This window comes from Bacillus sp. YP1, from assembly GCF_000877815.1.
Taxonomy (GTDB): domain Bacteria; phylum Bacillota; class Bacilli; order Bacillales; family Bacillaceae; genus Bacillus; species Bacillus subtilis.
Window position 1 is genome coordinate 1,023,997 of record NZ_CP010014.1, and the last position, 26,227, is coordinate 1,050,223.

Here is a 26,227-nt window from a genome sequence, read left to right on the forward strand (position 1 = left end):
GATCTACCATCCCGTTTCCCGGTGTTAGTGCAATAAAACATGTGAGTGCGCTTTGTATGTTTTATTGAGTTGTTGTAAGGGAACTGAAATAGGTAATTCGGTATATAAAGCAAGAAAGGGGAATGGAGATGGCTGGCAAGAAAAAAATCACAATAAACGGCGTTGAAATGGAAGCGTCCGAGGAACAGACGGTGCTGCAGCTTTTGAATAACAGCTCGATTGAAGTGCCGCAAGTTTGCTATCATCCAAGCTTAGGACCGATTGAAACATGTGATACGTGCATCGTCAGCATCAATGGTGAGCTGAAGAGGTCGTGCTCCGCTGAATTAAAGGATGGGGATATCATTGATACGCTCTCACCTGACGTGAAAAAAGCGCAGGTCATCGGGATGGACAAGATTTTATATAATCATGAGCTTTATTGTACAGTTTGCGATTACAACAATGGGGGATGCGAAATACATAATACGGTGAAGGAAATGAAAATCAATCACCAAAGCATTCCGTTTGATCACAAGCCATACCATAAGGATGAATCCCATCCGTTTTATCGGTATGATCCAGATCAATGTATTTTGTGCGGACGCTGTGTTGAAGCATGCCAGGACGTTCAGGTAACTGAAACGCTGACCATTGACTGGGAGCGGAAACGCCCGCGCGTCATTTGGGATAACGACGTGCCGATCAATGAGTCGTCATGTGTGTCATGCGGCCATTGTTCAACGGTCTGTCCATGCAACGCGATGATGGAAAAAGGAATGGAAGGGAAAGCCGGATATTTAACAGGCATCAATAACGAAACGCTGCGACCGATGATCGAGATCACGAAAGGCGTAGAGACAGGCTACGGCTCGATTCTCGCGATTTCTGATATGGAATCCGCTATGCGCGATGAACGAATCAAAAAAACGAAAACCGTCTGCACGTATTGCGGCGTCGGCTGCAGCTTTGATGTCTGGACAAAGGGCAGAGACATTCTGAAAGTAGAGCCGCAGGAGGAAGCGCCTGCCAACGGCATTTCTACTTGTGTGAAAGGCAAGTTCGGCTGGGATTTCGTTAACAGCGAAGAACGCCTGACAAAGCCGCTGATCCGTGAAGGTGACCATTTCCGTGAAGCAGAGTGGGAGGAGGCGTTATCGCTGATCGCCAGCAAGTTCACTGAATTAAAAGAGGCGTTTGGCCCGGATTCTCTCGCTTTTATTACATCTTCTAAATGTACAAATGAAGAATCCTATCTTATGCAAAAGCTGGCCAGAGGGGTCATTGGCACAAATAATGTGGACAACTGCTCTCGCTATTGCCAATCTCCTGCGACTGCCGGCCTGTTCCGGACAGTCGGCTATGGCGGTGATTCAGGATCAATTACAGATATCGCGCAAGCGGACCTTGTTTTGATTATCGGTTCGAACACGTCTGAGTCGCATCCAGTCTTATCCACTCGCATTAAACGGGCTCATAAGCTGAGAGGGCAGAAAGTGATTGTCGCCGATATCAGAAAACACGAAATGGCAGAGCGCTCAGATTTATTTGTCCAGCCGCGTGCCGGATCGGATATCGTCTGGCTGAATGCGATCGCCAAATATTTAATAGAAAACGGCAAGGCCGATGAACGATTTTTGAGAGAAAGAGTGAACGGACGGGATGAATATGTAAAAAGCCTCGCGCCGTACACACTTGAATATGCTGAGGAGAAAACCGGGATTGATCAAGAAACCCTTATCCAAATGGCAGAGATGATCGGGCAAGCTGACAGTGTGTGCGCATTGTGGGCGATGGGCGTGACACAGCACATTGGAGGAAGCGACACGAGCACGGCAATCTCTAATCTGCTGCTTGTGACAGGAAATTACGGAAAACCGGGAGCAGGTTCTTACCCATTGCGCGGTCATAATAACGTGCAGGGAGCAAGTGACTTCGGAAGCATGCCTGACAGAATGCCAGGCTATGAAAAAGTGACGGATGAACAAGTCCGCCAAAAATACGAGCGTGTGTGGGGTGTGCCGCTGCCGAAGGAGCCGGGTATGACCAACCACGAAATGATTGAAAAAATCCATTCCGGACAGCTGAAAGCGATGTATGTAAAAGGTGAAGAAATGGGCTTGGTGGATTCCAACATCAATCATGTACATGCCGCATATGAAAAGCTTGATTTCTTTGTGGTGCAGGACATTTTCCTTTCACGTACAGCGGAGTTTGCTGATGTGGTTCTTCCTGCGAGCCCAAGCCTTGAAAAAGAAGGAACGTTTACAAACACAGAACGCCGGATTCAGCGTTTGTATCAGGTGTTTGAACCGCTGGGCGAATCAAAGCCGGATTGGCAGATTATTATGGAGGTTGCCAATAAGCTTGGCGCCGGCTGGCACTATAAGCATCCTGCAGACATTATGGAGGAAGCAGCCAAGCTGTCGCCGATTTATGCCGGTGTCACCTATGAACGTCTTGAGGGCTATAATTCCCTGCAATGGCCTGTAAATGCTGATGGAAAGGATTCGCCTTTACTCTTTACAGAGCGCTTCCCTTTCCCGGACGGCAAGGCCATTCTCTACCCTGTCCAGTGGACAGAGCCTGAGGAATTCGGTGAGGAATATGATATCCATGTCAACAATGGGCGGCTCTTGGAGCACTTCCACGAAGGGAACCTGACTTACAAATCAAAAGGGATTTCGGAAAAAACACCGGAAGTGTTCTTAGAAATTTCTTCTGAGCTTGCGGCAGAACGAGGGATTCAGGACGGAACCCTCGTCAGACTCACATCGCCTTTCGGAAATGTCAAAGTGAAGTGCCTGATTACTGATCGAGTCAAAGGGAAGGAAGTATATCTGCCAATGAACGATTCAGGGGAAGCGGCGATCAACCTGTTAACAGGCAGCCATGCCGATAAGGATACCGATACGCCTGCTTACAAAGAAACCTCAGCCAAAATGGAAATTTTGAAGCACGACGGAATCAGCCCGCTGCCTAAGATCAACCACCGCAACGGCAATCCGCAGCCGCAAATCGGTGTGCAGGTTCATAAGAAATGGGCGCGGAAGGATTATATTTTCCCTGGTGACGCTGTGAAAAGGGGGATGGGCCATAATGGCTAAAGCGATTAAACGAATCCAAAAAATCGAGGTAACCGAAGAGGATCAGCGAAAGCGTGATTTAAGAGAAATTGAAGATGCTCTAGTTGACCATAAAGAAGCGATTCTCGAAACCTTGCATATGCTCGGCCATATGAACGAGCGCGGCGTGCTGCCATTGCTGCGCGGCCTTTTTGGCCAAGGAGATAAAGTTCTTGACATCTTAGTGAAAAAGGCTGATACAGAGGAAACGGCCAACACATTGAAAAATCTATTGCTTCTGTTTGGAACCCTCGGCATGCTGGACGTGAAGCAGCTGGAGCCCCTCATTTTGAAAGTGAATGCGGGTGTGGCAAGCGCTGTAGAGCAGAAAAACAGTGAAGAAAAGACAGGTTATTTTGATATTATCCGCTCGCTAAAAGACCCAGAAATCAACAAATCAATTACACTACTCTTTTCTTTTTTAAAAGGAATGGGACAAGATACAAAGGAGCTAGAACGCACGACGCAGCCTTCGGAACACCAAAAACATCATCAGGAACCCCGAGAGAAAAGAGGAATGAACAAGCGAGATTGACCTCCCGCCCGAGCCGGCTTCAGCCAGCTCGGGTTTTTTGATGAAAAGGTCTAATGGACTAGTAAAAAATATTCAAATACTAGGAAGAAGTAAGATTGTGATGAATGAGATAGAAATAATCGTTACTTTCTTACCTGTTAGGAAAAGGAAAAATCTGATTATAATAGAAATCGATTACTTTAGATGGGGGAACAATCATGAAAAAAGTCTTATTACTATTATTTGTCTTGACGATCGGGTTAGCGCTTTCAGCGTGCAGCCAATCGAGCGATGCGTCAGAGAAGGAAAAACCGAAAGAGAAAAAATCGCAAGAAGAGCTTGAAAAGGAACTTGATAAGGAATTGAAAAAAGGCGGTGAGCCGAAGACCAAAAAAGATGATCAAATACATAAAATAGGAGAAACAATTAAAGTAAATGATATTAATTTCACGGTGAATAAAGTGGATCGTGAACAGAAGGGCCAATATGGAGATTTGGGTGGAAAAGACTATGATAAAACAAAAACAGTAAAAGATAATGAAGAGCGGTTAATTATAGAAGTGACCCTAGAATACGTTGGAAAAGGTTCAATGGAATACAACCGATTAGGATTAGATCTGAAAGACAAGAAGAATAAATCAGTTCGCTCAGTCATTTCATTGGAGGATAAAGGAAAAATGTTTTTGGGGGGGAATCTGGCGTCAGGAAAAAAGGTGACAGGAGTAGTTAGTTATGTAATACCCAAAGGGGAACAGAAAAATTACACATTAGTGTATAACCCTTTTTTAATAGATACTGGAAGTGATAGAATTGAAGAAAGCGCAAAATACAATATAGATTATTTGATAAAATTAGAAAAATAGCATTAAAAAAAAGCACGTTTTCATCAGGGAAGAAGCGTGCTTTTTTTATAGTGACAAATAATGTGAAGGGGAGAGTGATAAAAGTGCAAACCAAATGGCTGGAACGGGCATAGCGGATTCGGGCGATCGCACAGGCGGGGCTTGCTTTTTCCAAGGATGTGTACGACAGGGAGAGGTACGAAGAGCTAATGAAGCTCAGCGCGGAAATGATGGCGGATTACTCACAGACGGACATTGAAGTTATCACTGATTTATGGAAAAGGGAGAGCGGCTATCCGACACCGAAAGCGGATGTGCGCGGCGCAGTATTCCGAGAGAATCAGATTTTGCTTGTCCGGGAGAAGCATGATGAGCTGTGGTCGCTGCCGGGTGGATTTTGCGAGATTGGTTTATCGCCAGCTGAAAACGTCGTCAAGGAAATCAAAGAAGAGTCGGGGTACGATACAGAGCCGTCTCGATTGCTGGCCGTGCTAGACAGCCATAAACACTCTCATCCCCCTCAGCCTTATCACTATTATAAAATCTTCATCGCATGCAGCATGACGGGCGGGCAGGGGAAAACAGGGATCGAGACGAATCATGCCGCTTTTTTTCCGAAAGACAGCCTCCCGCCGCTTTCTCCCAAACGAAACACACCCTCACAGCTTAGCATGCTGTTTGACTTTTTGCGCCATCCGGACAAGAAAACGATATTTGACTAAAAAAGAAAGAGCCTATGGGCTCTTTCTTTTTTATAATGTAATGTGTTTTTCGTTGGCGAGTTTCAGAAGGGTCAAAATAGAATCGGCTTGTTTATGGCCGAGTTTTTGCTTTAATTTGTTTTCTTCAACTAATCGGCTGCCATAAATTTTGACAGAGGCTTTGTCGACGACAGTATGCCAGTTTTCCTGTTTTTTTCCCTCAACAAGCGGTTTTTCATGTCTCTCAGAAAAAGAGAACACAAAGAGTACGAATGCAAGTGAAAGTAGGATTCCGACAACTTGTTTTTTGTAATCAGTCTGTGCTGCCACGTTGTTCTCTCCCTCATCTTTTACCTTCTATTTAATCATAGAACCAAATTATTTTACATAATGGGAAAGTCATTTTTGGAGTTAGTGCATTTGGTTGAAAACAGAGACGTTTTTTGAGCGGAGCGGTGCAATTGAATCCATATTGGATTTGCGTGCTTATGCCTAAGGTCACGTTGTGAGCCAAAACAGCAGTGCAGAATAGAGAAAAATTGAAAGATTATGGTAAGATGAACGAAATTCGAGGGGGAATATATGATGCCTGCATCGAACATCGTGATCGCCTGCCTGCTGTTATCAATTTAATTATTTGTGGTAGTCCCTCTCTTTTTCGAAAGCGGGAGGTGAAGTGGAACATTAATTGCTGAATTCTTTCAAGGGGAGTGACCGTACATGAATGTGTTAAACCGCCGGCAAGCCTTGCAGCGAGCGCTGCTCAATGGGAAAAACAAACAGGATGCGTATCATCCGTTTCCATGGTACGAATCGATGAGAAAGGATGCGCCTGTTTCCTTTGATGAAGAAAACCAAGTGTGGAGCGTTTTTCTTTATGATGATGTCAAAAAAGTTGTTGGGGATAAAGAGCTGTTTTCCAGTTGCATGCCGCAGCAGACAAGCTCTATTGGAAATTCCATCATTAACATGGACCCGCCGAAGCATACAAAAATCCGTTCAGTCGTGAATAAAGCCTTTACTCCGCGCGTGATGAAGCAATGGGAACCGAGAATTCAAGAAATCACAGATGAACTGATTCAAAAATTTCAGGGGCGCAGTGAGTTTGACCTTGTTCACGATTTTTCATACCCGCTTCCGGTTATTGTGATATCTGAGCTACTGGGAGTGCCTTCAGCGCATATGGATCAGTTTAAAGCATGGTCTGATCTTCTGGTCAGTACACCGAAGGATAAAAGTGAAGAAGCTGAAAAAGCCTTTTTGGAAGAACGAGATAAGTGTGAGGAAGAACTGGCTGCGTTTTTTGCCGGCATCATAGAAGAAAAGCGAAACAAACCGGCACAGGATATTATTTCTATTTTAGTGGAAGCGGAAGAAACAGGCGAGAAGCTGTCCGGTGAAGAGCTGATTCCGTTTTGCACGCTGCTGCTGGTGGCCGGAAATGAAACCACTACAAACCTGATTTCAAATGCGATGTACAGCATATTAGAAACGCCAGGCGTTTACGAGGAACTGCGCAGCCATCCTGAACTGATGCCTCAGGCAGTGGAGGAAGCCCTGCGTTTCAGAGCGCCCGCCCCGGTTTTGAGGCGCATTGCCAAGCGGGATACGGAGATCGGGGGGCACCTGATTAAAGAAGGTGATATGATTTTGGCGTTTGTGGCATCGGCAAATCGTGATGAAGCGAAGTTTGACAGGCCGCACATGTTTGATATCCACCGCCATCCCAATCCGCATATTGCGTTTGGCCATGGCATCCATTTTTGCCTTGGGGCTCCGCTTGCCCGTCTTGAAGCAAATATCGCGTTAACGTCTTTGATTTCTGCTTTTCCTCATATGGAGTGCGTCAGTATCACTCCGATTGAAAACAGTGTGATATACGGATTAAAGAGCTTCCGTGTGAAAATGTAATAGATAAGGAGACTGGAGATTCATGAAAAAGTACCATATTTCGATGATCAATATCCCGGCGTACGGACATGTCAATCCTACGCTTGCTTTAGTAGAGAAGCTTTGTGAGAAAGGGCACCGTGTCACGTACGCGACGACTGAGGAGTTTGCGCCCGCTGTTCAGCAAGCCGGTGGAGAAGCATTGCTCTATCATACATCCTTGAATATTGATCCTAAGCAAATCAGGGAGATGATGGAAAAGAATGACGCGCCCCTCAGCCTTTTGAAAGAATCACTCAGCATTCTGCCGCAGCTTGAGGAGTTATATAAGGATGATCAGCCTGATCTGATCATCTATGACTTTGTTGCGCTGGCTGGTAAATTGTTTGCTGAAAAGCTTAATGTTCCGGTCATTAAGCTCTGTTCGTCATATGCCCAAAATGAATCCTTTCAGTTAGGAAATGAAGACATGCTGAAAAAAATAAGAGAAGCAGAGGCTGAATTTAAAGCCTACTTGGAGCAAGAGAAGTTGCCGGCTGTTTCATTTGAACAATTAGCTGTGCCGGAAGCATTAAATATTGTCTTTATGCCGAAGTCTTTTCAGATTCAGCATGAGACGTTCGATGACCGTTTCTGTTTTGTCGGCCCCTCTCTCGGAGAACGGAAGGAGAAAGAAAGCCTGTTGATTGACAAGGATGATCGCCCGCTTATGCTGATTTCTTTGGGTACGGCGTTTAACGCATGGCCGGAATTTTACAAGATGTGCATCAAGGCATTTCGGGATTCTTCATGGCAAGTGATCATGTCGGTTGGGAAAACGATTGATCCAGAAAGCTTGGAGGATATTCCTGCTAACTTTACCATTCGCCAAAGTGTGCCGCAGCTTGAGGTGTTAGAGAAAGCTGATTTGTTCATCTCTCATGGCGGGATGAACAGTACGATGGAAGCGATGAACGCAGGTGTGCCGCTTGTCGTCATTCCGCAAATGTATGAGCAAGAGCTCACTGCAAATCGGGTTGATGAATTAGGCCTTGGCGTTTATTTGCCGAAAGAGGAAGTGACTGTTTCCAGCCTGCAGGAAGCGGTTCAGGCTGTATCCAGTGATCAAGAGCTGCTCAGCCGCGTCAAGAATATGCAAAAGGATGTAAAAGAAGCTGGCGGAGCGGAGCGTGCGGCAGCTGAGATTGAAGCGTTTATGAAAAAAACTGTTACTAATGCATAGCAAAAGATTTAGATTAAGTTAAATTGTTTAAATATGAATAATAAATTAAATATTATAGCTAAAAACCCTGTCATTAGACAGGGTTATGAATTAAAAACTATCTTTAAGGGCAAGGGTTGATTAGAAGGAACTTTAGTCTTTTTTGAGAAAAACATATACTCTTTTCCTTGGGTTTTACGTTGTGCTGTGTAAGTAAGATAAAACTCAATATAATTTAAGTCATTGTACATCTTTTTTATTTGATCACACATATCATAAGTAACAATCCATTTTCTGTTTCTAAGAGTTTTCTTTATCTTTTCTGATAAAATTAAATGGTCATTTTCAGAATAAAAATTTGTATAAAGAGAAGGTCCCTTATTAAAATAAGGGGGATCAAAAAAAGTAAAAGAGTTTCTGGTTTTTGGTATTATTTTATCGATGAAATCTATAGCGTCCATATTATTAACTTGTATAAAATCTCTGTAAATAGCGATATTCTTAATTTTTTTTATAATATCTTCTTTAGAGAATCTGCAATCCATTTTATATATTCCATTTTGATTTTTACCACCAATTACACCTGCTTTAATAATTCCAGATCGATTGGTGCGATTTAAAAATAATGTAGAAAAACCTAGGTCAATTAAAGAAACACTATCTTTTCTTTTTTGAACTTCTTTTTGCTTATACCACGTCTCCATTGTAATATCAGTTTTTCGTATACGATCAATTATTTCTTCAGTTTCATATAAAACTGAATACCAAAAAGCAAAAATTGATCTGTCATAATCATTTATAATTATTCTTTTAACATCTCCATTAAGCAATAATTTTAAAGCAACCCCGGCTCCACCAGCAAATGGCTCTATATACGAAGTGCATTTGTTCATTTTTATGAGTAATTTTATATAATCGTATGTTTTTGATTTTCCGCCTGGATAACGTAAAGGTGAATAGCTCTTCAAATCTGTCATCCTTTGTAAGTTAATTATAAATTAAATTTGTTTCAATAGTCATCTTATCTATTTCGAAATCATCTTTTATAAATTCAGTTAAGGTGTATTTAGAAATAGAATTGTGTGAATTAATTAATAATCTTGCAAACCTTTCGCTATTATTTTGATTTTCAATAATCCAATATTCAACTAAGTTAGTACTATTTAAAAAATCACTATTATTAAAAAACCAGTTCTTATTTATCTCTTTTTCAGAAGGGTTCTTCCCATTGTATTTTATCAATGTTTCAGTCCTATCTAAATCACTGATTAATACATCCCTACTAAAATTTCTTTCATAGCAATTATCATTGCTAAAATAAGTATCAGATTCATCGCTTTTTAAAAAGTCAATAAGTACTTTCTCAGGATAGTTTTGCCCAGGTAAAGTTAAAATATTGTTATAGCCTTGCTTGTCTTGTGGTATATCTGTATCACCATCTACCACAATAATAACTTTATTTCTAAAGTATTCATCTCCTTCAACAAGATTCATTAATTGATTATTACTTAAATTCAAGGGACGAATTTTATTCTTTAATCTTTGAAATTTAGAATCCACTTTATACAATTTAGAAAACGAAACGATAAATTGCTCTAAAAACCATTTTGCAGTATCATCTTCAGTGTATATTACGATATTAGAGTCTTGAAAGTCATTACTATGATTTAATTTAAAATTTAATTTTGCATTTATATAGGAAATATCAAAATTATTATTTACAATTACTTGAGAGTCTTTGTAATCAAGAAAAATTATATTATATAGGTTATTAGGATTGTTAAAATTTCTTGAGTTATTTGAATATCTCTTCCACATATAATCTATTATGATAGATGAATGTGAAGTGAATATTATCTGTAAGTCTAACTCTTTGCTTAGTTCATCTAATAATTTTAGAAGGCTTTCTTGAGCATGTGGGAAAAGGCTAGCTTCTAATTCGTCAATTAGGAAAACACCACCTTTATAATCTGGATAATTATCTTTTAGTCTTTTAAAAGATAATAAAGATATTAATATTTGTAGAATGTTATCTTGACCAACGCTGTTGGCAGTAAAGTCATATAAGGTAGTATTTATTCCTATTCCTGAAATTTTGGAGTCTTTGGTTCCTGCTTGATATGTTTGTATATCAACTATTTCATTATCAATTGTACCTAAAATTTTTCTTTTGTGATCAGTTATCCATTTTAATTCTTCTTGATTTAAGTCTATACTTCTATTTTTAATTTCCACTTCTTCCGGAATTTCTCCAATAGGATACAATCTGCTTAAGCCTAGATATAATACAGGAAATTTAATTTTTGCAGAAGTGTTTTTTCCATCAATACCCTTTCCGCGAGGAATCGGTCTAATCCGACTAAAATGTTTGTATTCACCACTGGATAATTTCTTTTTTTGAGTCTGTTTATTTAAAGTAAAAGATCTAGAATCTTCTTTTCCATTTATTTTTGCATAAACTTTGTATCTGTATTTTTTGTCTGTTTCATCAGTGAAGTCATATTTATCAGATAATTTAAAAATCTCTCCGAATTCCGTTCTGAACTGTTTGTTAGTAACTGTTTTCCCATCTTTAAGTTTTAACTCCATAGTGTGCCCTAGCATAGCCAAAATAGAGGACTTACCCGTACCATTTAGTCCACAAATTAAATTGAGTCTTGTTCCAAAATTAATTGTTTGGTTTTTATATTTTCTAAAGAGTGATATCTCTAGCTTCGTAATCATGTACTCACCTACATAAAAATTTTGATGAGTATATAGTAACAAAAAAAAGTCCACGTTGATTATTTTCGACAAAAAAAGACAAATATGTTTATGGGGTTTTTGATTAAGTAAAGTAAGAACCTACAGGGAGTTAACTTAAAAATACTTCGAGTAATTAGACAGTCAATTCTTTGCTTCATAAAATAGGGGTTCTTTAATTTCAATGCAAGTATGCAAATAACCTTTAAAATGTAATTTGGTGCATTATTAAAGTTAAAGCGCGGTTTTTTATCCGCGCAGTTTTTTATGTTAAATATTTTTTTTCATTCCGCATCTCCGGCATTCTCTAAGAAATTTTCCGCCTTTTACAGAGCTTTTGAACAGTGTGTAATCACAGTTGTCGCAGCGCCCGCTGCGGGCGTCCGGATATTCATTGAATTCGTAAACAATCGATGTATCGTAGCCTTTTGTTTCATATTCTTCTTTTTTTGTTTCCATGTCGATCCTCCGTTACAAGACGTGTCTGCTGTTTATCTTACAGCAAGCTTCCGGCGTATTCAATGGATTTTAGGAGGTTGGGTTTATCTTGATTTCTCCCTTGGTTTGCGCCAAAATAGCTTTATTAAGCTTATATACATAAAAAGCCTATGCAAAGAGGAGAGGAAACGGGTATGGGAAAAGGGTTACTTGGAAAACGCGTGGCAATCGGTGGCTCACGAAAAACGGAAGAAATTAGTACAATCATTGAAAAACAGGGCGGAATACCTGTCATCCGGCCTCTCCAAGGTACAGTTTACTTAGCAGAGAAGCAGGTGGAGCCGGATTTGCGGACGTTTGCGGAAGAAAAAGCTGACTGGGTCATTTTCACGACAGGCATCGGGTTGGAGACTCTTGTCGATATGGCAGAGAAAATTGGACTGAAAGATGAGTTTCTGCAGGCCATTCGCCAAGCGAAAGCGGCATGCCGGGGATACAAAACGCTGTCTGCGCTGAAAAAGCTTGGAATCACACCGGAAGCTTCGGATGAAGACGGGACAACAAGAGGCTTAATCCGTTCCTTGGAGCCTCACGACTTTTCAGGAAAAACAGTCATGGTGCAGCTTCATGGCGAAAAAGCGCCGGCTCTCATGGCATTTCTTGAAGAAAAAGGCGCGTCTGTCCTGCCGATTCTGCCTTATCAGCACATCCCACCGGAGGAGGAAACGGTGGAGCAGTTATGCCGAGAGCTGATGAACGATGAGGTCGATGCCGTTTGTTTTACAACGGCCATTCAGGTTCGTTCCCTGTTTGATTTTGCCAAGGGGCGAGGTTATATCAATGAAGTGAAGAAGGTATTCGAAGAACGCGCCATCGCAGCTGCTGTCGGAAAAGTGACTGCTGAAGCACTGCGGGAAGAGGGCATTACGAGACTGCTTGCGCCAGAGATTGAGCGGATGGGTGCGATGATTGTTGAGCTGGCCAAGTATTATGAAGAAAAGGAATAACAAGTACAAAAAGCCGCTTTTCCCTCGGAAAGCGGCTTTTGTCTGTCATTCATTCTGCTTCAGCTGCTGATGAACGGTGAATAATGATGGGTATGTCAGCACGCTTAAGATTACACAAGTCAGCGCGGCTGAGGCCATCGTTGTAAACACGATTAAGAGTTGAAAGCGTACTGCCTGAATCGGGTCCGCGCCGGCTAGAATCTGGCCAGTCATCATGCCGGGAAGCTGGACAAGACCCAGTGTTTTCTGGCTTTCGAGCGTCGGGATCATACTCATTTTCATCGCTGAGGTAAGAATGCGCTGTATGGATTGCTTCGGTGTGCCGCCAAGTGACAATATTAATTGAATTTCTTCTTTGCGAACGCCGACTTCTGAGTTAAGCCGGTTTAGAAACAAACTTGAGAGCACCATCGAATTTCCGATGACCATCCCGCTGATCGGAATGACATATCGTGCCGTAAGCGGAATGATATGAAGAGACAGCAGAATTCCCTGCGTCACAATTTCTACGATTGCTAACGCGGCAAACACCCTCCAAAACGAACCGATAGTATTTTTCTTTCGCTTGATGACATTTTGAGCCGCCACCGCGAGCATTAACAGCACCATCAGCAGGATAAAAACAGGGTGGTCTCCGCGAAAAATCAGCGACAAAACATAACCGATGATAAGCAGCTGCACCGCGGCCCGGATGGTGGCGATGATCATGTCTTTTTCTACACCGGCTTTAAAGGATTTTGATAAAAACAAGGCGATCAAAACAAAGATCATCGTTAAAGAGAGAGAAAGGTAATCCATTACCGAGTGCCTCCCTTCAAAAATTCTTTCGCTGCTTCATGCTGCGGAGCGGAGAAAAATGTGTCGGTTTCAGCGATTTCAAGCAGCCGGCCATCTGCCATAAACCAAATGGTATCGGCTATTCGTTTTGCCTGCTCCATATTATGAGTGACCCACATGACTGTCCATTTTTTCTCTTGATGCTGACGTTTGATCAGTTCTTCAATCTCAAGAGCAGAAACCGGGTCCAAGGCCGATGTGATTTCGTCCAACAATAGAATGGAGGAAGGATTTGAGAGCGTTCTGGCCAGTGACAGTCTTTGCCGCTGCCCGCCCGATAAGTCTCTGGCGCTTCTGTCTAACAACTCTGGCGGCAGCCCTGCAAGCGAAGCCAGCTTTTCAGGAGAGTACAGCTGGGATTGATGCAGCCTTTGTACAAGACTTAAATTGTCACGCACTGTCCCGTCGAGCACGGGAGCCGATTGAAACGCGAGGGCTGCCGTTCGCCTCAGCTCATTGACATTCCATTCTCTGACTTCCTTTCCGTATATGTTGACTTCGCCGCTGTCAGGCGTTCTCATTAAATTACACATAGAAAGGAGGGTGCTTTTGCCTGAGCCGGAAGGACCTAAAACGGCTACGATTGCGCCCTGTTGAATGTCTCCGGTGACATCCTGCAGCACATCATAGGTTTGTCCATCTTGTTTATAGCTTTTTCTGACTGATCTGAAGGAGATGGCTGGTATGTTTTGTGTTTGATCGTTTGCTTCCATTACAATAATCACCTTTCAATATAAGTAGGCTGACATTATATTTAACTATAACGTGAAACAGATTCCTTTTGGTAGCACAAATAAAGGAGAACAGGCTTTCACCCATTCTCCTGCAGATGCTAAGCAGTCAGATTTGACTGTGCTTTCTTTTTCGGTTTTCTCGGCTGTGAAGCGAAGGTATGTAACATCATCCCCGCTATTATAATGAACAAACCGGCAAATGATAAAAGAGATGGGAAAACGCCTGACAGCAGAACAATTTCACCAAGCAACGCGAAAATCACTTCACCGGATTGAGTGGCTTCAACGGCTGCGAGTTTTTGCGGATTGTCTCTTACCATATCAGTGGCCCAGAAAAATAAAACCGTCGCAATGATGCCTGAGCTGACGGCTACGATAAAGGATTGAACGGTTTGGCTTGCTGTTGGAAGGCCGTCTGACCACCAGCCGTAAGCTGCTAATATAAGCCAGAATGGAAGGCTTGCCAATGTCATTCCAAGCACGCGCTGAAATGTATCAAGCCGGCCTCCGTATTCTTCGAGCATTCTCCTGTTTCCTAACGGATAGGCAAAAGCCGCAATGACAACCGGCAGCACACTGAAAAGCAGCATCCTCCCAGAAAGCGATTCTGCATGCTGAAGCTGAATCAGAGCCGCTCCAATCAGGATGATCATGGAAGTGCCAAGTGAAACCAGGGGAATCTTTTGGCGAACGAACTGCGGACCGCCCGGCATATCTTGTTTGACATAAAACAAAGGAGATAAGAGCACCCCGGCTACAATTGTAATTTGCCAGGTTCCGGCTATGAGCCACCCCGGACCGTATGCAGCCGCAAATGTAATCGGCGCGTAAAAAAGCACGAAGCCGACGAAGCTCCATTTGATCCAATAAAACGGCTTTTTCCTCATCTCTAGTAAGAGAGGCGTGAATGTCCCTCTCATGATGACAATCAAACATAAAAACGGCACCATAAAAATAAAGCGCAGCGAAGAGCTCCAAAGCCAGCTGCCTCCTGATAACTCCATCGCTCTGTTTAATATAAAGGTAACGGCGAAAAAGAGTGAAGCCAATATTCCGATAACGATAGCTTTCATGATATCCCTCATTCTGGCATTATTTTTTTATACTATACTATTCGGTATCATGCAGATCAATGGAATCATGAGAAAAACATCATGTTTTGCGAACCGCTATGTGTGGAAGACAAAAAAGGGAGGTGAAATTGATGGAAAAAGAGACACAGACATACTTCTTTCCGGATGACGGCAGGATTCCGAATCACCCTGATTTTCCGCTCGTGGTGTATCAAAACGCGCTTAAGGACACCGGACTGGCAGAGCGGATCGTCATCCGGCATGGCTGGTCAAACAGCTGGTCAGGGAGTGTTTTTCCATACCATCATTATCACAGCAATACGCATGAAGTCCTGATTGCCCTTAGGGGAGAGGCTGTGATTCAGTTTGGGGGAGAAAAAGGGGCTGCCATCCCTTTCAAATCAGGCGACGCAGTCGTGATTCCAGCCGGAGTCGGACATAAAAAGCTCAACTCAAGCCCCGATTTTACTGTCCTTGGCGCCTATCCCGGTGGCGTTCAGTATGATATAAAGACGGGGAAACCGAATGAGCGGGAGGAAGCGCTCAAACAGATTAAGCAGGCGGCGTTGCCGGCGAATGATCCGATCACAGGAAAAAGAGAGCCTCTATTGGAAATATGGGTAAAGTGAAGGGGAGAAATTGCTGGATTGTCAATAACTAGTGCCGCAGAAACGATATGACATGAGCTCCATATAAATTAATTTCATAATCGAAGCAATTCACGTTCAAATTTTGTTCAAAAAGTGTTATCATATAGAAGGTAATCGAATTGGAGTTTTTTGTGTTTGCTATTTTCAGAGAGAGTAAAGGATTTTGACTTATTCAATTGTTTATTTTTAGATAAAAATAATACTGAATATGGCAAGATGAAAAACTGGGTAGTAAACATTTATTTTTGTAAATGATTGTGCACGAATTCACAATCCTTATTCTTATGCCTTAAAAGCGTGAGACAGGGAGAGGCACTACCCTTTCCAAAAAAATCAGCAAACTGCTTATAGTAAAGGAGAATTGGATATGCCAGAAACAATCGATCAAACAAATGCGTCTGTCAGCCAAAGCCAGCAAGATCTTATTGATCAGCTATTAAAGCCAGAAGTTCAAGAATCATTGACTGTTTTAGTTGACCAGCTTCCGAAGCTGACTGAGTTAGTGAATATTTTAACGAAGTCTTATGATTTCGCTCAGTCTGTAGCGACTGACGAAGTGTTAAAGAGCGACACAGTCGGTGCGATCACTGAAATTCTCGAGCCTGTAAAAGAAACAGCGAAAGAAGTAGCTGCGACTGCGATTGAAGCAAAAGACCGCGCGGAAGCAAGCAACGAAACAATTGGACTTTTCGGCCTTCTTCGCATGCTGAAAGATCCTCAAGCTCAAAAGCTGTTCCGTTTTGCTAACAGCTACCTTGAAGTCATGAACGAACGCGAAAACCAAAAATAATCTCAGATTCAAATTGATATAAAGGACGGAGGATATACGATGTCAAAACATATTGTCATTCTAGGCGCTGGTTATGGCGGAGTTCTTTCTGCTCTAACAGTTCGCAAACATTACACAAAAGAACAAGCACGCGTGACAGTGGTAAACAAATACCCTACTCACCAAATCATTACGGAATTACACCGCCTTGCTGCAGGCAACGTGTCTGAAAAAGCGGTTGCAATGCCATTAGAAAAACTTTTCAAAGGCAAAGACATTGATCTTAAAATTGCGGAAGTAAGCTCTTTCTCTGTTGATAAAAAAGAAGTTGCGCTTGCTGACGGTTCTACATTAACTTACGATGCGCTTGTTGTTGGTCTTGGTTCTGTAACGGCTTACTTCGGCATCCCAGGTCTTGAAGAAAACAGCATGGTATTGAAATCTGCTGCTGATGCGAACAAAGTCTTCCAGCATGTTGAAGATCGTGTGCGCGAGTACTCTAAAACGAAAAACGAAGCAGATGCAACAATCCTTATCGGCGGCGGCGGCTTAACAGGTGTTGAGCTTGTTGGTGAGCTTGCTGACATCATGCCGAACCTTGCGAAAAAATACGGCGTAGACCATAAAGAAATCAAATTGAAACTTGTTGAAGCAGGTCCGAAGATCCTTCCTGTTCTTCCGGATGATCTTATCGAGCGTGCGACTGCAAGCCTTGAAAAACGCGGCGTTGAGTTCTTAACAGGTCTTCCTGTTACAAATGTAGAAGGAAACGTAATCGATCTGAAAGACGGATCTAAAGTTGTTGCCAACACATTTGTTTGGACTGGCGGCGTACAAGGTAACCCATTAGTCGGTGAATCAGGTCTAGAAGTGAACCGCGGACGCGCGACTGTAAATGACTTCCTGCAATCTACATCTCATGAAGATGTATTCGTTGCTGGAGACAGCGCAGTTTACTTCGGTCCAGACGGCCGTCCATACCCGCCAACTGCACAAATCGCATGGCAAATGGGTGAGCTGATCGGTTACAACCTATTCGCTTCCCTGGAAGGCAAACCCGCTTGAAACATTCAAGCCAGTAAACTCTGGTACACTTGCAAGCCTTGGACGCAAAGACGCGGTTGCCATCATTGGTGCTAATTCTACACCGCTTAAAGGTCTTCCTGCTTCCTTGATGAAAGAAGCAAGTAACGTACGTTACTTAACACACATTAAAGGACTTTTCAGCCTGGCTTACTAATCCTTTTAATGAATCTGACATTGCCAAAAGCGTTCCTTACCGAGTGCTTTCTGGCAATGTCTTTTTTTATGTTTATGACAGCGTTAACATTTCATTTTCAAAAAAGAGATTGATCCCAGAGGAATATAAAGGTAAAATAAAAACAAATCAAAATGTTAACGTTAACATTTTGAAATAGAATGAAAGACGGTGAGGACATGGAACCCTTCATGGGCGAAAACTTTTTATTGAAAAATGAAACCGCTGTCAGCCTCTATCATAATTATGCGAAAGACATGCCAATTATTGATTACCACTGCCACTTAAGTCCGAAAGAAATCTATGAAAATAAGACATTTCAAAACATCACGGAAGCCTGGCTGTATGGTGACCATTATAAATGGCGCATCATGAGAGCCAATGGAATTGAGGAGACATACATCACCGGAGATGCGCCTGATGAGGAGAAATTTATGGCTTGGGCGAAAACCGTGCCGATGGCGATCGGCAATCCGCTCTATAACTGGACTCACTTAGAATTGCAGCGTTTTTTTGGCATTTATGAGATTTTAAACGAGAAGTCTGGGCCGGCTATATGGAAACGGACAAATGAACTGCTCAAAGGGGAAGGCTTCGGGGCAAGGGATTTAATCGTGAAATCAAATGTAAAGCTCGTGTGTACAACAGATGACCCTGTCGATTCTCTTGAATACCATTTATTGTTAAAAGAAGACAAAGACTTTCCTGTCAGCGTGCTGCCTGGATTTCGGCCGGATAAAGGACTTGAGATCAATCGTGAAGGCTTTCCTGAGTGGGTGCAGGCGCTTGAAGATGCCGCCGCCATATCGATTACAACCTATGATGAGTTTTTAAATGCGTTGGAAAAACGAGTGCGATTCTTCCACTCAGCCGGCGGCAGAGTTTCTGATCACGCGATAGATTCAATGGTATTTGCCGAAACAACAAAAGAAGAAGCTGGACGGATTTTTTCTGACAGATTACAAGGAACAGAGGTTTCTTATGAAGATGAGAAGAAATTTAAGACACATACGCTTCAGTTTCTTTGCGGTTTGTATGCGGAGCTCGATTGGGCGATGCAGTTTCATATCAACGCTTTAAGAAACACGAATACAAAAATGATGAAAAGGCTCGGACCTGATACAGGCTATGATTCAATGAACGATGAAGAAATTGCTAAGCCTTTATACAAGCTGCTGAACTCAGTTGAGATGAAGAACCAGCTGCCGAAAACGATTTTATATTCACTGAATCCAAATGATAACTATGTCATCGCCAGCATGATTAACAGTTTTCAGGACGGTATTACCCCAGGAAAAATACAATTCGGCACAGCCTGGTGGTTTAACGATACTAAAGACGGGATGCTCGACCAAATGAAAGCGTTATCAAATGTTGGCCTTTTCAGCCGTTTTATTGGCATGCTCACCGATTCCAGAAGCTTTCTTTCGTATACGCGTCACGAATATTTCAGGCGGATCGTCTGCAATTTGATTGGAGAATGGGTGGAAAACGGCGAAGTGCCGCGCGATATGGAGCTTCTGGGAAGCATCGTTCAGGGGATTTGCTATGACAATGCGAAACACTACTTCCAATTTCAAGAAGAGAAAGCAAACGTGTAACAAAGTGTCCGCTCAGCATCGCTGAGCGGATCACTATCCGAAAATTCTTAAGACACAGAGGTGGAACATGCGAACTGAACTGGCAAATAAGGTTGTGTCGGTCGAAACGGAAAAAAGGCTTTCATTGAAAGAGAAAATGTCCTATGGTTTTGGTGATTTTGGCAACGGTTTTATGTTTGATCTCGGCCAGATTTATTTATTGAAGTATTTCACTGATGTAGCGGGAATCCCCGCTGCGATGGCCGGCGGCATTTTTTTAGTCAGTAAGCTGTTTGCAGCGATAACAGATCCAATTGTCGGCTCATCAATCGATTATCGCAAAAACATTGGCAAACGGGGGAAATTCAGGCCTTATCTATTAATCGGCAGCATCGTGCTTGCGGTGCTTACTGTTCTTATTTTTCTGTCTCCCAATGTATCAACGACCGGAAAACTGATTTATGCATATGCATCCTATATGATTTGGGGCATCGGCTATTCGTTTGTGAATATTCCGTACGGCTCATTAGGGGCAGCGATGACTCAAAATTCTGAGGACCGGACCTCCATTTCGACGTTCCGCCAAATCGGATCACTTGGCGCCTTGTTTATCACAAGTGTGGCCGTGATGCCGCTGCTCGTCAAGTTTGATAATCCGAAGGTCGGCTACCCGGTGGTCATGGGCTTATTCGCCGCGCTCGGTGTGTTTTGGTTTTATATTTGCTACCGCAACTGCAAAGAGCGCATTGTCATATCGGAAGCACCAAAAGAAAAATTAACACTCTCATCTGTCGTCAAAACATTTATTACAAATAAACCGCTGTTAACCCTTGTCCTGATGACGATTTTTTCAATTTCCGCATACAACATTAAATCCGCCATGCTCGTCTATTTCGCACAATATAACTTGGGCAATGTTGAATTAATGGCTTATATGAACTTCATCATTATTGGTTCTTCCTTTTTGGGCGTCGTATTCCTTCCAAAGCTCGTCAAGATGTTTGGAAAGAAACGAACGGCAATGATCGGCTTCGGCATCAGTGTGGCCGCGGATCTGATCAACTTTATGCTCCCATCTAACGTATATGTGTTTACAATTCTCGCCAGTATCGCCTTTATCGGAATCAGTATCCCAAATGGCATCACGTGGGCTCTTGTCTCCGATATTATCGACTATGGCGAATGGAAATCCGGTGAACGGAAGGAAGCAACGACATATTCACTTTTCAATTTCTCAAGAAAGCTTGCTCAATCTTTGTCTGGCTTTCTCTCGGGGATCGGTTTGGGGATTATCGGCTATGTCCCGAATGCAGTCCAGACAGCACAGGCGCTGATTGGCATCAAAGCGCTTCTGCTTCTGTATCCGGCCATTGCTTTGGCATTAGCGATGATCATTATCGGCTTTCTTTATAAACTCACAGACCAGCAGCATGCTCAGATCGTTCAGGATCTTCAGCAAAAGATCTGACAATATAATATAGAGAATATTTAAAATAATTTGTAAATAAAATGTGTTTGTAGGGGGTTCGCTAGGAGAGTGCCCAAAAAACTGAAAAGGAAGGAGGCACTTGCTTGAAAACGATAACAATTGCAGCTAAAGAAGCAAAGGAACTCGTTCGGCAAAAGCTGGCCGGTGCCGGTTTGAATGAACGAGATGCTGAAAAAGTAGCAGATGTTCTCGTGCACGCTGATTTGCGCAATGTACATTCGCATGGCGTGCTGCGCACAGAACACTATGTGAACAGGCTTTTAGCGGGAGGGATCAATCCTGGGGCACAGCCTGTTTTTAAAGAAACGGGGCCTGTGACCGGGGTGCTTGACGGAGACGATGGTTTCGGTCATGTGAATTGCGACATGGCGATGGACCATGCAATTGACATGGCGAAGAAAAAAGGAGTCGGCATGGTCACGGCCGTAAACAGCAGCCATTGCGGAGCGCTAAGCTATTTTGTGCAAAAAGCGGCTGACGAAAAGCTGATCGGAATAGCAATGACGCATACAGACAGTATCGTTGTCCCGTTTGGGGGGAGGACTCCTTTTTTAGGAACAAATCCGATTGCTTACGGTGTTCCGGCTAAGCATAAAAAACCGTTTATCCTAGATATGGCGACATCCAAAGTGGCTTTTGGGAAGATTCTGCAGGCCCGTGAAGAGGGCAAAGAAATTCCTGAAGGATGGGGAGTCGATGAAAACGGAGAAGCAGTAACTGATCCTGACAAGGTCGTCTCACTTTCAACATTCGGGGGCCCGAAAGGCTATGGACTATCGATTGTGGTGGATGTGTTTTCAGGATTGCTGGCGGGCGCGGCTTTTGGCCCTCATATTGCCAAAATGTACAGCGGCCTTGATCAAAAAAGAAAGCTGGGGCATTACGTTTGCGCGATCAATCCAGCCTTTTTTACTGACTGGGATACGTTTTTAGAGCAGATGGATGCCATGATTGATGAACTGCAGCAATCACCGCCGGCTGTTGGATTCGAAAGAGTGTATGTGCCCGGCGAGATCGAGCAGCTGCATGAAGAAAGAAATAAGAAAAACGGAATTTCTATCGCTCGGAGCGTGTATGAATTCTTAAAAAGCAGGTGAGTAAAATGAAAGCGGTTCAAGTACGAAAAGCGTATGATCTGGTGACAGCGGAGGTGAAGAAGCCAGTTCTTTCAAAGGATGATGAAGTGCTCGTGAAAGTCAAGCGAGTCGGCATTTGCGGTTCAGACATGCACATTTATCATGGAACGAATCCGCTTGCTACCCTCCCGAGAGTTATCGGACACGAGGTAACGGGACAAGTGGAGGCAGTTGGTGCGAATGTACAGAGCCTAAAACCCGGTGATCATGTGGTGATTGAGCCGATTTCTTATTGCGGATCGTGCTATGCCTGCCGCAAAGGGCGGCCGAATGTTTGCGCCAAGCTTTCTGTATTTGGCGTACATGAGGACGGAGGCATGCGGGAATATATTGTGCTTCCGGAAAGGCAGCTTCACGCGGTCTTAAAGGACTTGCCTTGGGAGGAAGCAGTCATGGCCGAGCCTTATACGATAGGCGCCCAGGCAGTGTGGAGAGGCCAGGTGGAAAAAGGTGATACCGTCCTGATCCAGGGAGCGGGGCCCATTGGGATCTGTGTGTTAAAAATGGCAAAGCTGGCGGGCGCTGCTGTCATGATGACTGACTTGAACAACGAGCGGCTGTTATTTGCGAAAGAAAACGGCGCCGATGCTGTTGTAAATGTCCAAGCAGAACATGTTGCCGAGCGGGTTCTTGAATGGACTAGGAATGAAGGAGCAAACGTGGTCATTGATGCTGTTTGCCTGCCGGAGACATTTGCACTTTCAATTGAGGCCGTGTCACCGGCGGGACATGTGGTTGTGCTTGGATTCGATGAAAGAGCGGCTCAGGTTTCTCAGCTGCCGATTACAAAAAAAGAAGTCACGATAACCGGATCCCGATTGCAGACCAATCAGTTTCCAAAAGTGGTAGAGCTTTTGAATAGAGGCCGGTTAGTGCATAACGGACTGGTGACCCATACATTTTCAGTTGATGACGTTCATCATGCATTTCAGTTTATTAAGGAGCATCCAGATCAGGTGCGGAAAGCCGTCATCACGTTTGATTAAATGACTGAATCCGGAGGTGCGAGCATGAATATGACATTCCGATGGTATGGACGAGGCAACGATACAGTCACACTTGAACACGTGAAGCAAATTCCCGGAGTCAAAGGCATCGTTTGGGCTCTCCATCAAAAGCCTGTCGGCGACGTGTGGGAAAAAGAAGAAATCAGAGCCGAGACCGAATATATTCAATCCTATGGTTTTCATGCTGAAGTTGTAGAAAGCGTGAATGTTCACGAAGCAATTAAACTTGGGAACGAAGAACGCAGCCGGTATATTGAAAACTACAAGCAAACGATCCGCAACCTTGCCGGATTTGGCGTGAAAGTGATCTGCTATAATTTTATGCCGGTTTTTGACTGGACACGCACGGACATGTTCCGGCCGCTAGAAGATGGATCGACCGCTCTGTTTTTTGAAAAGGCCAAGGTGGAAAGCCTTGATCCTCAAGAGCTGATTCGGACGGTGGAGGATGCATCTGACATGACACTGCCGGGGTGGGAGCCCGAAAAATTGGTGCGGATCAAAGAGCTTTTTGCTGCCTACAGAACGGTCGATGAAGAAAAGCTATGGGACAATTTATCATTCTTTTTGCAGGAAATTCTTCCTGTTGCTGAGGCCTATGGTGTTCAAATGGCCATTCATCCGGATGACCCGCCGTGGCCGATTTTCGGACTGCCGCGCATTATCACAGGAGAGGCAAGCTATAAGAAACTGCGGGCGATATCAGATTCACCGTCTAATTGTATCACCCTTTGTACAGGTTCAATGGGAGCCAATCCCGCTAACGACATGGTGGAGATCGCTAAAACGTATGCCGGCATCGCTCCATTTTCACATATTCGCAATGTGAAAATTTATGAGAATGGCGATTTTATTGAAACATCTCATTTAACAAAGGATGGTTCGATCAACATTCAAGGCGTGATGGAAGAACTGCATAAGCAGGATTACGAAGGATATGTCAGACCGGATCATGGGCGCCATCTTTGGGGCGAGCAATGCCGCCCGGGATATGGCTTATACGATCGGGCACTTGGCATCATGTATTTGAACGGGCTGTGGGACGCCTATGAAGCAATGGCAAAAAAAGAGGTGGGCGTATGATCCCGCTGCATGAGAACCTGGCTGGTAAAACGGCTGTCATCACTGGCGGCAGCGGCGTGCTTTGCTCTGCGATGGCACGGGAGCTAGCCCGTCATGGCATGAAGGTGGCGATATTGAATCGGACGGCTGAAAAAGGCCAAGCGGTCGTGAAGGAGATAACGGCGGCTGGCGGCACAGCGTGCGCTGTTGCTGCGGATGTGCTGGACAGGATGTCACTGGAGCGGGCAAAGGAAGACATCCTTGGCCAATTTGGCGCTGTTGATCTGTTAATTAACGGGGCTGGCGGCAATCATCCTGCCGCGATAACCGATGTGGAGACATATGAAGAAGCGGGAGAAGGCCAATCCTTTTTTGATATGGATGAGAGGGGCTTTCTAACTGTATTCTCCACCAATTTCACCGGTGCGTTTCTGGCCTCGCAAGTGTTTGGAAAAGAGCTGCTGAAAGCCGATTCACCGGCGATTATCAATCTTTCTTCGATGAGTGCTTATTCACCTATGACGAAGGTTCCGGCATACAGTGCCGCCAAAGCATCGATCAATAATTTTACGATGTGGATGGCTGTTCATTTTGCTGAAACCGGGCTGCGGGTCAATGCGATTGCCCCAGGCTTCTTTCTGACAAAACAAAATCATGATCTGCTGATCAACCAAGACGGAACGTTCACCAGCCGATCTCACAAAATTATTGCGGGAACACCGATGAAGCGCTTCGGAAAACCCGAGGATTTGCTCGGTACGCTTCTTTGGCTGGCGGATGAATCCTATTCCGGTTTTGTCACTGGGATCACCGTTCCTGTCGATGGAGGATTTATGGCTTATTCAGGTGTGTAACGAAAGCGGTGCAACAGAAACTGAACCAACATAGGGGTGAGGTTGAGATGTTTTCAAAAGATAAGCTTCCCGTTATCCTTTTTTTGTTCCTGGCAGGGGTGATTAATTACCTAGATCGCTCGGCGCTTTCCATTGCAGCTCCTTTTATTCAGGATGATCTCACATTGTCTGCCACGCAAATGGGCTTGATTTTCAGCAGTTTTTCGATTGGTTATGCGATTTTTAACTTTCTTGGGGGCGTGGCATCCGACCGCTATGGGGCAAAGCTGACCTTGTTTGTCGCGATGGTTGTTTGGTCGCTGTTTAGCGGAGCAGTCGCCCTTGCTTTTGGCTTTGTCAGTCTGCTGATTATACGCATTCTCTTCGGAATGGGAGAAGGCCCGCTTTCGGCGACCATCAACAAGATGGTGAACAACTGGTTCCCGCCGACCCAGCGGGCGTCTGTTATCGGTGTAACCAACAGCGGCACGCCGCTCGGGGGAGCCATTTCCGGCCCGATAGTCGGCATGATCGCAGTGGCGTTCAGCTGGAAGGTATCCTTCGTTCTCATTATGATTATTGGATTGATATGGGCAGTGCTCTGGTTCAAGTTTGTCAAAGAAAAGCCGCAAGAGACGATGAAGGAAGCACCGGCAATAAAAGCAGAAACGTCTCCCGGAGAAAAAATTCCGCTCACCTTTTACCTGAAGCAAAAAACGGTCCTGTTCACGGCGTTCGCTTTTTTCGCTTACAACTACATCCTCTTCTTCTTTTTAACATGGTTTCCGAGCTATCTTGTCGACGAACGGGGATTAAGTGTTGAATCGATGAGTGTCATCACGGTCATACCGTGGATTTTAGGATTTATCGGGCTGGCTGCGGGAGGATTTGTTTCTGACTATGTGTACAAAAAAACGGCCCGAAAAGGTGTGCTGTTCTCGCGCAAGGTTGTGCTTGTCACGTGTTTGTTTTCATCAGCTGTCCTGATTGGTTTTGCCGGGCTTGTGGCAACGACTGCAGGGGCTGTCACTCTTGTCGCTCTGTCAGTGTTCTTTCTTTATTTGACCGGTGCTATCTATTGGGCTGTCATTCAAGATGTGGTTGATCAAAACAATGTCGGTTCTGTTGGCGGCTTCATGCATTTCCTCGCCAACACGGCAGGAATTATCGGCCCGGCTCTAACCGGATTTATTGTTGACCAAACAGGCACGTTTTCTGGAGCATTTTTGCTTGCCGGAGGGCTGGCTGTCTTCGCTTCACTTGCTGTGATTCGTTTTGTCCGTCCAATCATTGGCAAGCCAGCAGGAACAGAAGCTGAGAATCCTGTGTCTTATTAATCTGGAAATATAGTGGGAGAGGC

At 43.9% G+C, this 26,227-nt stretch carries 23 protein-coding genes and 1 pseudogene; 17 read left to right on the top strand and 7 right to left on the bottom strand.

The genetic code is table 11. The features are described 5' to 3' along the window. The first annotated feature begins 128 nt into the window (after positions 1 to 128). The 4 genes from fdhF to QF06_RS05075 all read left to right on the top strand — a co-directional run bounded on the left by fdhF (position 129) and on the right by QF06_RS05075 (position 5,182). Complete coding sequence (gene fdhF, locus QF06_RS05060) at positions 129 to 3,086, top strand: formate dehydrogenase subunit alpha (protein ID WP_043940098.1); 2,958 nt, start codon at positions 129 to 131, stop codon at positions 3,084 to 3,086. After that, on the top strand, positions 3,079 to 3,639 hold the full coding sequence (locus tag QF06_RS05065) for a helical membrane plugin domain-containing protein (RefSeq protein WP_043940099.1): 561 nt from the start codon (positions 3,079 to 3,081) through the stop codon (positions 3,637 to 3,639). Before fdhF ends, QF06_RS05065 begins: the two co-directional genes overlap by 8 nt. Positions 3,640 to 3,836: 197 nt before the next feature. Continuing rightward, positions 3,837 to 4,481 (top strand): DUF4352 domain-containing protein, encoded by a 645-nt coding sequence (locus QF06_RS05070; RefSeq protein WP_014479525.1) that lies wholly within the window; start codon positions 3,837 to 3,839, stop codon positions 4,479 to 4,481. Positions 4,482 to 4,597: 116 nt separating this feature from the next. Then, positions 4,598 to 5,182, top strand: coding sequence for an NUDIX hydrolase (locus tag QF06_RS05075; protein WP_231573537.1), 585 nt, complete (start codon positions 4,598 to 4,600; stop codon positions 5,180 to 5,182). Between the two features lie 30 nt (positions 5,183 to 5,212). Here the strand turns inward: QF06_RS05075 and QF06_RS05080 are convergent, their stop codons facing one another. Further along, complete coding sequence (locus tag QF06_RS05080; RefSeq protein WP_003232791.1) at positions 5,213 to 5,491, bottom strand: hypothetical protein; 279 nt, start codon at positions 5,489 to 5,491, stop codon at positions 5,213 to 5,215. A 390-nt stretch (positions 5,492 to 5,881) separates the two neighbouring features. On the opposite strand from QF06_RS05080, the gene yjiB reads away from it, so the two are divergent. Continuing rightward, positions 5,882 to 7,072, top strand: a complete 1,191-nt coding sequence (gene yjiB, locus QF06_RS05085; RefSeq protein ID WP_043940100.1) for a monooxygenase YjiB — start codon at positions 5,882 to 5,884, stop codon at positions 7,070 to 7,072. A gap of 22 nt (positions 7,073 to 7,094) precedes the next feature. Further along, on the top strand, positions 7,095 to 8,273 hold the full coding sequence (locus QF06_RS05090; RefSeq protein ID WP_043940101.1) for a glycosyltransferase: 1,179 nt from the start codon (positions 7,095 to 7,097) through the stop codon (positions 8,271 to 8,273). Between the two features lie 83 nt (positions 8,274 to 8,356). On the opposite strand, the gene QF06_RS05095 is transcribed toward QF06_RS05090, so the two are convergent. From QF06_RS05095 to QF06_RS05105, 3 genes are all read right to left on the bottom strand, one after another. Then, positions 8,357 to 9,220, bottom strand: a complete 864-nt coding sequence (locus tag QF06_RS05095; RefSeq protein ID WP_231573532.1) for a DNA adenine methylase — start codon at positions 9,218 to 9,220, stop codon at positions 8,357 to 8,359. A 19-nt stretch (positions 9,221 to 9,239) separates the two neighbouring features. Next, positions 9,240 to 10,976, bottom strand: coding sequence for an AAA family ATPase (locus QF06_RS05100; protein WP_043940103.1), 1,737 nt, complete (start codon positions 10,974 to 10,976; stop codon positions 9,240 to 9,242). Between the two features lie 288 nt (positions 10,977 to 11,264). Next, positions 11,265 to 11,453 carry a DUF8096 family protein gene (locus QF06_RS05105; protein ID WP_003232781.1) on the bottom strand — a complete coding sequence of 63 codons (189 nt, stop codon included), beginning with the start codon at positions 11,451 to 11,453 and terminating at the stop codon, positions 11,265 to 11,267. 173 nt (positions 11,454 to 11,626) lie between these two features. Between QF06_RS05105 and QF06_RS05110 the strand changes: the two genes are divergently transcribed. Continuing rightward, positions 11,627 to 12,439, top strand: coding sequence for a uroporphyrinogen-III synthase (locus QF06_RS05110; protein WP_014479529.1), 813 nt, complete (start codon positions 11,627 to 11,629; stop codon positions 12,437 to 12,439). 45 nt (positions 12,440 to 12,484) lie between these two features. Here the strand turns inward: QF06_RS05110 and QF06_RS05115 are convergent, their stop codons facing one another. From QF06_RS05115 to QF06_RS05125, 3 genes are all read right to left on the bottom strand, one after another. Beyond that, complete coding sequence (locus tag QF06_RS05115) at positions 12,485 to 13,237, bottom strand: ABC transporter permease (RefSeq protein WP_003232776.1); 753 nt, start codon at positions 13,235 to 13,237, stop codon at positions 12,485 to 12,487. Then, a complete protein-coding gene (locus QF06_RS05120; RefSeq protein ID WP_003232774.1) occupies positions 13,237 to 13,989 on the bottom strand; it encodes an ABC transporter ATP-binding protein in 753 nt (250 codons plus the stop codon). The genes QF06_RS05115 and QF06_RS05120 overlap by 1 nt, the downstream gene beginning before the upstream one ends. Before the next feature lie 119 nt (positions 13,990 to 14,108). Continuing rightward, a complete protein-coding gene (locus tag QF06_RS05125; RefSeq protein WP_014479530.1) occupies positions 14,109 to 15,083 on the bottom strand; it encodes a DMT family transporter in 975 nt (324 codons plus the stop codon). A gap of 131 nt (positions 15,084 to 15,214) precedes the next feature. Here QF06_RS05125 and QF06_RS05130 point away from each other — a divergent pair, with 131 nt between their 5' ends. From QF06_RS05130 to QF06_RS05175, 10 genes and pseudogenes are all read left to right on the top strand, one after another. Further along, positions 15,215 to 15,712 (top strand): cupin domain-containing protein, encoded by a 498-nt coding sequence (locus tag QF06_RS05130; protein ID WP_041850949.1) that lies wholly within the window; start codon positions 15,215 to 15,217, stop codon positions 15,710 to 15,712. Positions 15,713 to 16,100: 388 nt separating this feature from the next. Continuing rightward, entirely contained in the window at positions 16,101 to 16,523 is a 423-nt protein-coding gene (locus QF06_RS05135; RefSeq protein ID WP_003220510.1) for a helical membrane plugin domain-containing protein, read from the top strand. Between the two features lie 39 nt (positions 16,524 to 16,562). Further along, positions 16,563 to 17,742, top strand: a pseudogene (locus tag QF06_RS05140) (NAD(P)/FAD-dependent oxidoreductase). Positions 17,743 to 17,939: 197 nt separating this feature from the next. Then, the gene (gene uxaC, locus QF06_RS05145; RefSeq protein WP_041850948.1) at positions 17,940 to 19,361 is read left to right on the top strand and encodes a glucuronate isomerase; all 1,422 of its coding nucleotides are present in this window, start codon (positions 17,940 to 17,942) and stop codon (positions 19,359 to 19,361) included. 67 nt (positions 19,362 to 19,428) lie between these two features. Next, positions 19,429 to 20,808, top strand: a complete 1,380-nt coding sequence (locus QF06_RS05150; protein WP_038828740.1) for an MFS transporter — start codon at positions 19,429 to 19,431, stop codon at positions 20,806 to 20,808. Between the two features lie 104 nt (positions 20,809 to 20,912). Then, the gene (allD, locus tag QF06_RS05155; protein WP_041850947.1) at positions 20,913 to 21,926 is read left to right on the top strand and encodes an ureidoglycolate dehydrogenase; all 1,014 of its coding nucleotides are present in this window, start codon (positions 20,913 to 20,915) and stop codon (positions 21,924 to 21,926) included. Positions 21,927 to 21,931: 5 nt separating this feature from the next. Then, positions 21,932 to 22,951 carry a zinc-binding alcohol dehydrogenase family protein gene (locus QF06_RS05160; RefSeq protein ID WP_038828738.1) on the top strand — a complete coding sequence of 340 codons (1,020 nt, stop codon included), beginning with the start codon at positions 21,932 to 21,934 and terminating at the stop codon, positions 22,949 to 22,951. 24 nt (positions 22,952 to 22,975) lie between these two features. After that, positions 22,976 to 24,055, top strand: coding sequence for a mannonate dehydratase (gene uxuA, locus QF06_RS05165; RefSeq protein ID WP_043940104.1), 1,080 nt, complete (start codon positions 22,976 to 22,978; stop codon positions 24,053 to 24,055). Further along, positions 24,052 to 24,888 carry an SDR family oxidoreductase gene (locus QF06_RS05170; RefSeq protein ID WP_038828735.1) on the top strand — a complete coding sequence of 279 codons (837 nt, stop codon included), beginning with the start codon at positions 24,052 to 24,054 and terminating at the stop codon, positions 24,886 to 24,888. Before uxuA ends, QF06_RS05170 begins: the two co-directional genes overlap by 4 nt. Positions 24,889 to 24,935: 47 nt before the next feature. Continuing rightward, positions 24,936 to 26,204 carry an MFS transporter gene (locus QF06_RS05175; protein ID WP_021479487.1) on the top strand — a complete coding sequence of 423 codons (1,269 nt, stop codon included), beginning with the start codon at positions 24,936 to 24,938 and terminating at the stop codon, positions 26,202 to 26,204. Positions 26,205 to 26,227: the final 23 nt, after the last annotated feature.

Bases quoted from the DNA above. Each gene is read 5' to 3' on its own strand.
- QF06_RS05065 (WP_043940099.1), top strand. From the start codon at position 3,079: ATGGCTAAAGCGATTAAACGAATCCAAAAAATCGAGGTAACCGAAGAG.
- yjiB (WP_043940100.1), top strand. From the start codon at position 5,882: ATGAATGTGTTAAACCGCCGGCAAGCCTTGCAGCGAGCGCTGCTCAAT.
- QF06_RS05160 (WP_038828738.1), top strand. From the start codon at position 21,932: ATGAAAGCGGTTCAAGTACGAAAAGCGTATGATCTGGTGACAGCGGAG.
- uxaC (WP_041850948.1), top strand. From the start codon at position 17,940: ATGGAACCCTTCATGGGCGAAAACTTTTTATTGAAAAATGAAACCGCT.
- QF06_RS05100 (WP_043940103.1), bottom strand. From the start codon at position 10,976: ATGATTACGAAGCTAGAGATATCACTCTTTAGAAAATATAAAAACCAA.
- QF06_RS05150 (WP_038828740.1), top strand. From the start codon at position 19,429: ATGCGAACTGAACTGGCAAATAAGGTTGTGTCGGTCGAAACGGAAAAA.
- uxuA (WP_043940104.1), top strand. From the start codon at position 22,976: ATGAATATGACATTCCGATGGTATGGACGAGGCAACGATACAGTCACA.
- QF06_RS05125 (WP_014479530.1), bottom strand. From the start codon at position 15,083: ATGAAAGCTATCGTTATCGGAATATTGGCTTCACTCTTTTTCGCCGTT.
- QF06_RS05115 (WP_003232776.1), bottom strand. From the start codon at position 13,237: ATGGATTACCTTTCTCTCTCTTTAACGATGATCTTTGTTTTGATCGCC.
- QF06_RS05105 (WP_003232781.1), bottom strand. From the start codon at position 11,453: ATGGAAACAAAAAAAGAAGAATATGAAACAAAAGGCTACGATACATCG.
- fdhF (WP_043940098.1), top strand. From the start codon at position 129: ATGGCTGGCAAGAAAAAAATCACAATAAACGGCGTTGAAATGGAAGCG.
- QF06_RS05070 (WP_014479525.1), top strand. From the start codon at position 3,837: ATGAAAAAAGTCTTATTACTATTATTTGTCTTGACGATCGGGTTAGCG.
- QF06_RS05175 (WP_021479487.1), top strand. From the start codon at position 24,936: ATGTTTTCAAAAGATAAGCTTCCCGTTATCCTTTTTTTGTTCCTGGCA.
- QF06_RS05110 (WP_014479529.1), top strand. From the start codon at position 11,627: ATGGGAAAAGGGTTACTTGGAAAACGCGTGGCAATCGGTGGCTCACGA.
- QF06_RS05120 (WP_003232774.1), bottom strand. From the start codon at position 13,989: ATGGAAGCAAACGATCAAACACAAAACATACCAGCCATCTCCTTCAGA.
- QF06_RS05090 (WP_043940101.1), top strand. From the start codon at position 7,095: ATGAAAAAGTACCATATTTCGATGATCAATATCCCGGCGTACGGACAT.
- QF06_RS05170 (WP_038828735.1), top strand. From the start codon at position 24,052: ATGATCCCGCTGCATGAGAACCTGGCTGGTAAAACGGCTGTCATCACT.
- QF06_RS05135 (WP_003220510.1), top strand. From the start codon at position 16,101: ATGCCAGAAACAATCGATCAAACAAATGCGTCTGTCAGCCAAAGCCAG.
- QF06_RS05130 (WP_041850949.1), top strand. From the start codon at position 15,215: ATGGAAAAAGAGACACAGACATACTTCTTTCCGGATGACGGCAGGATT.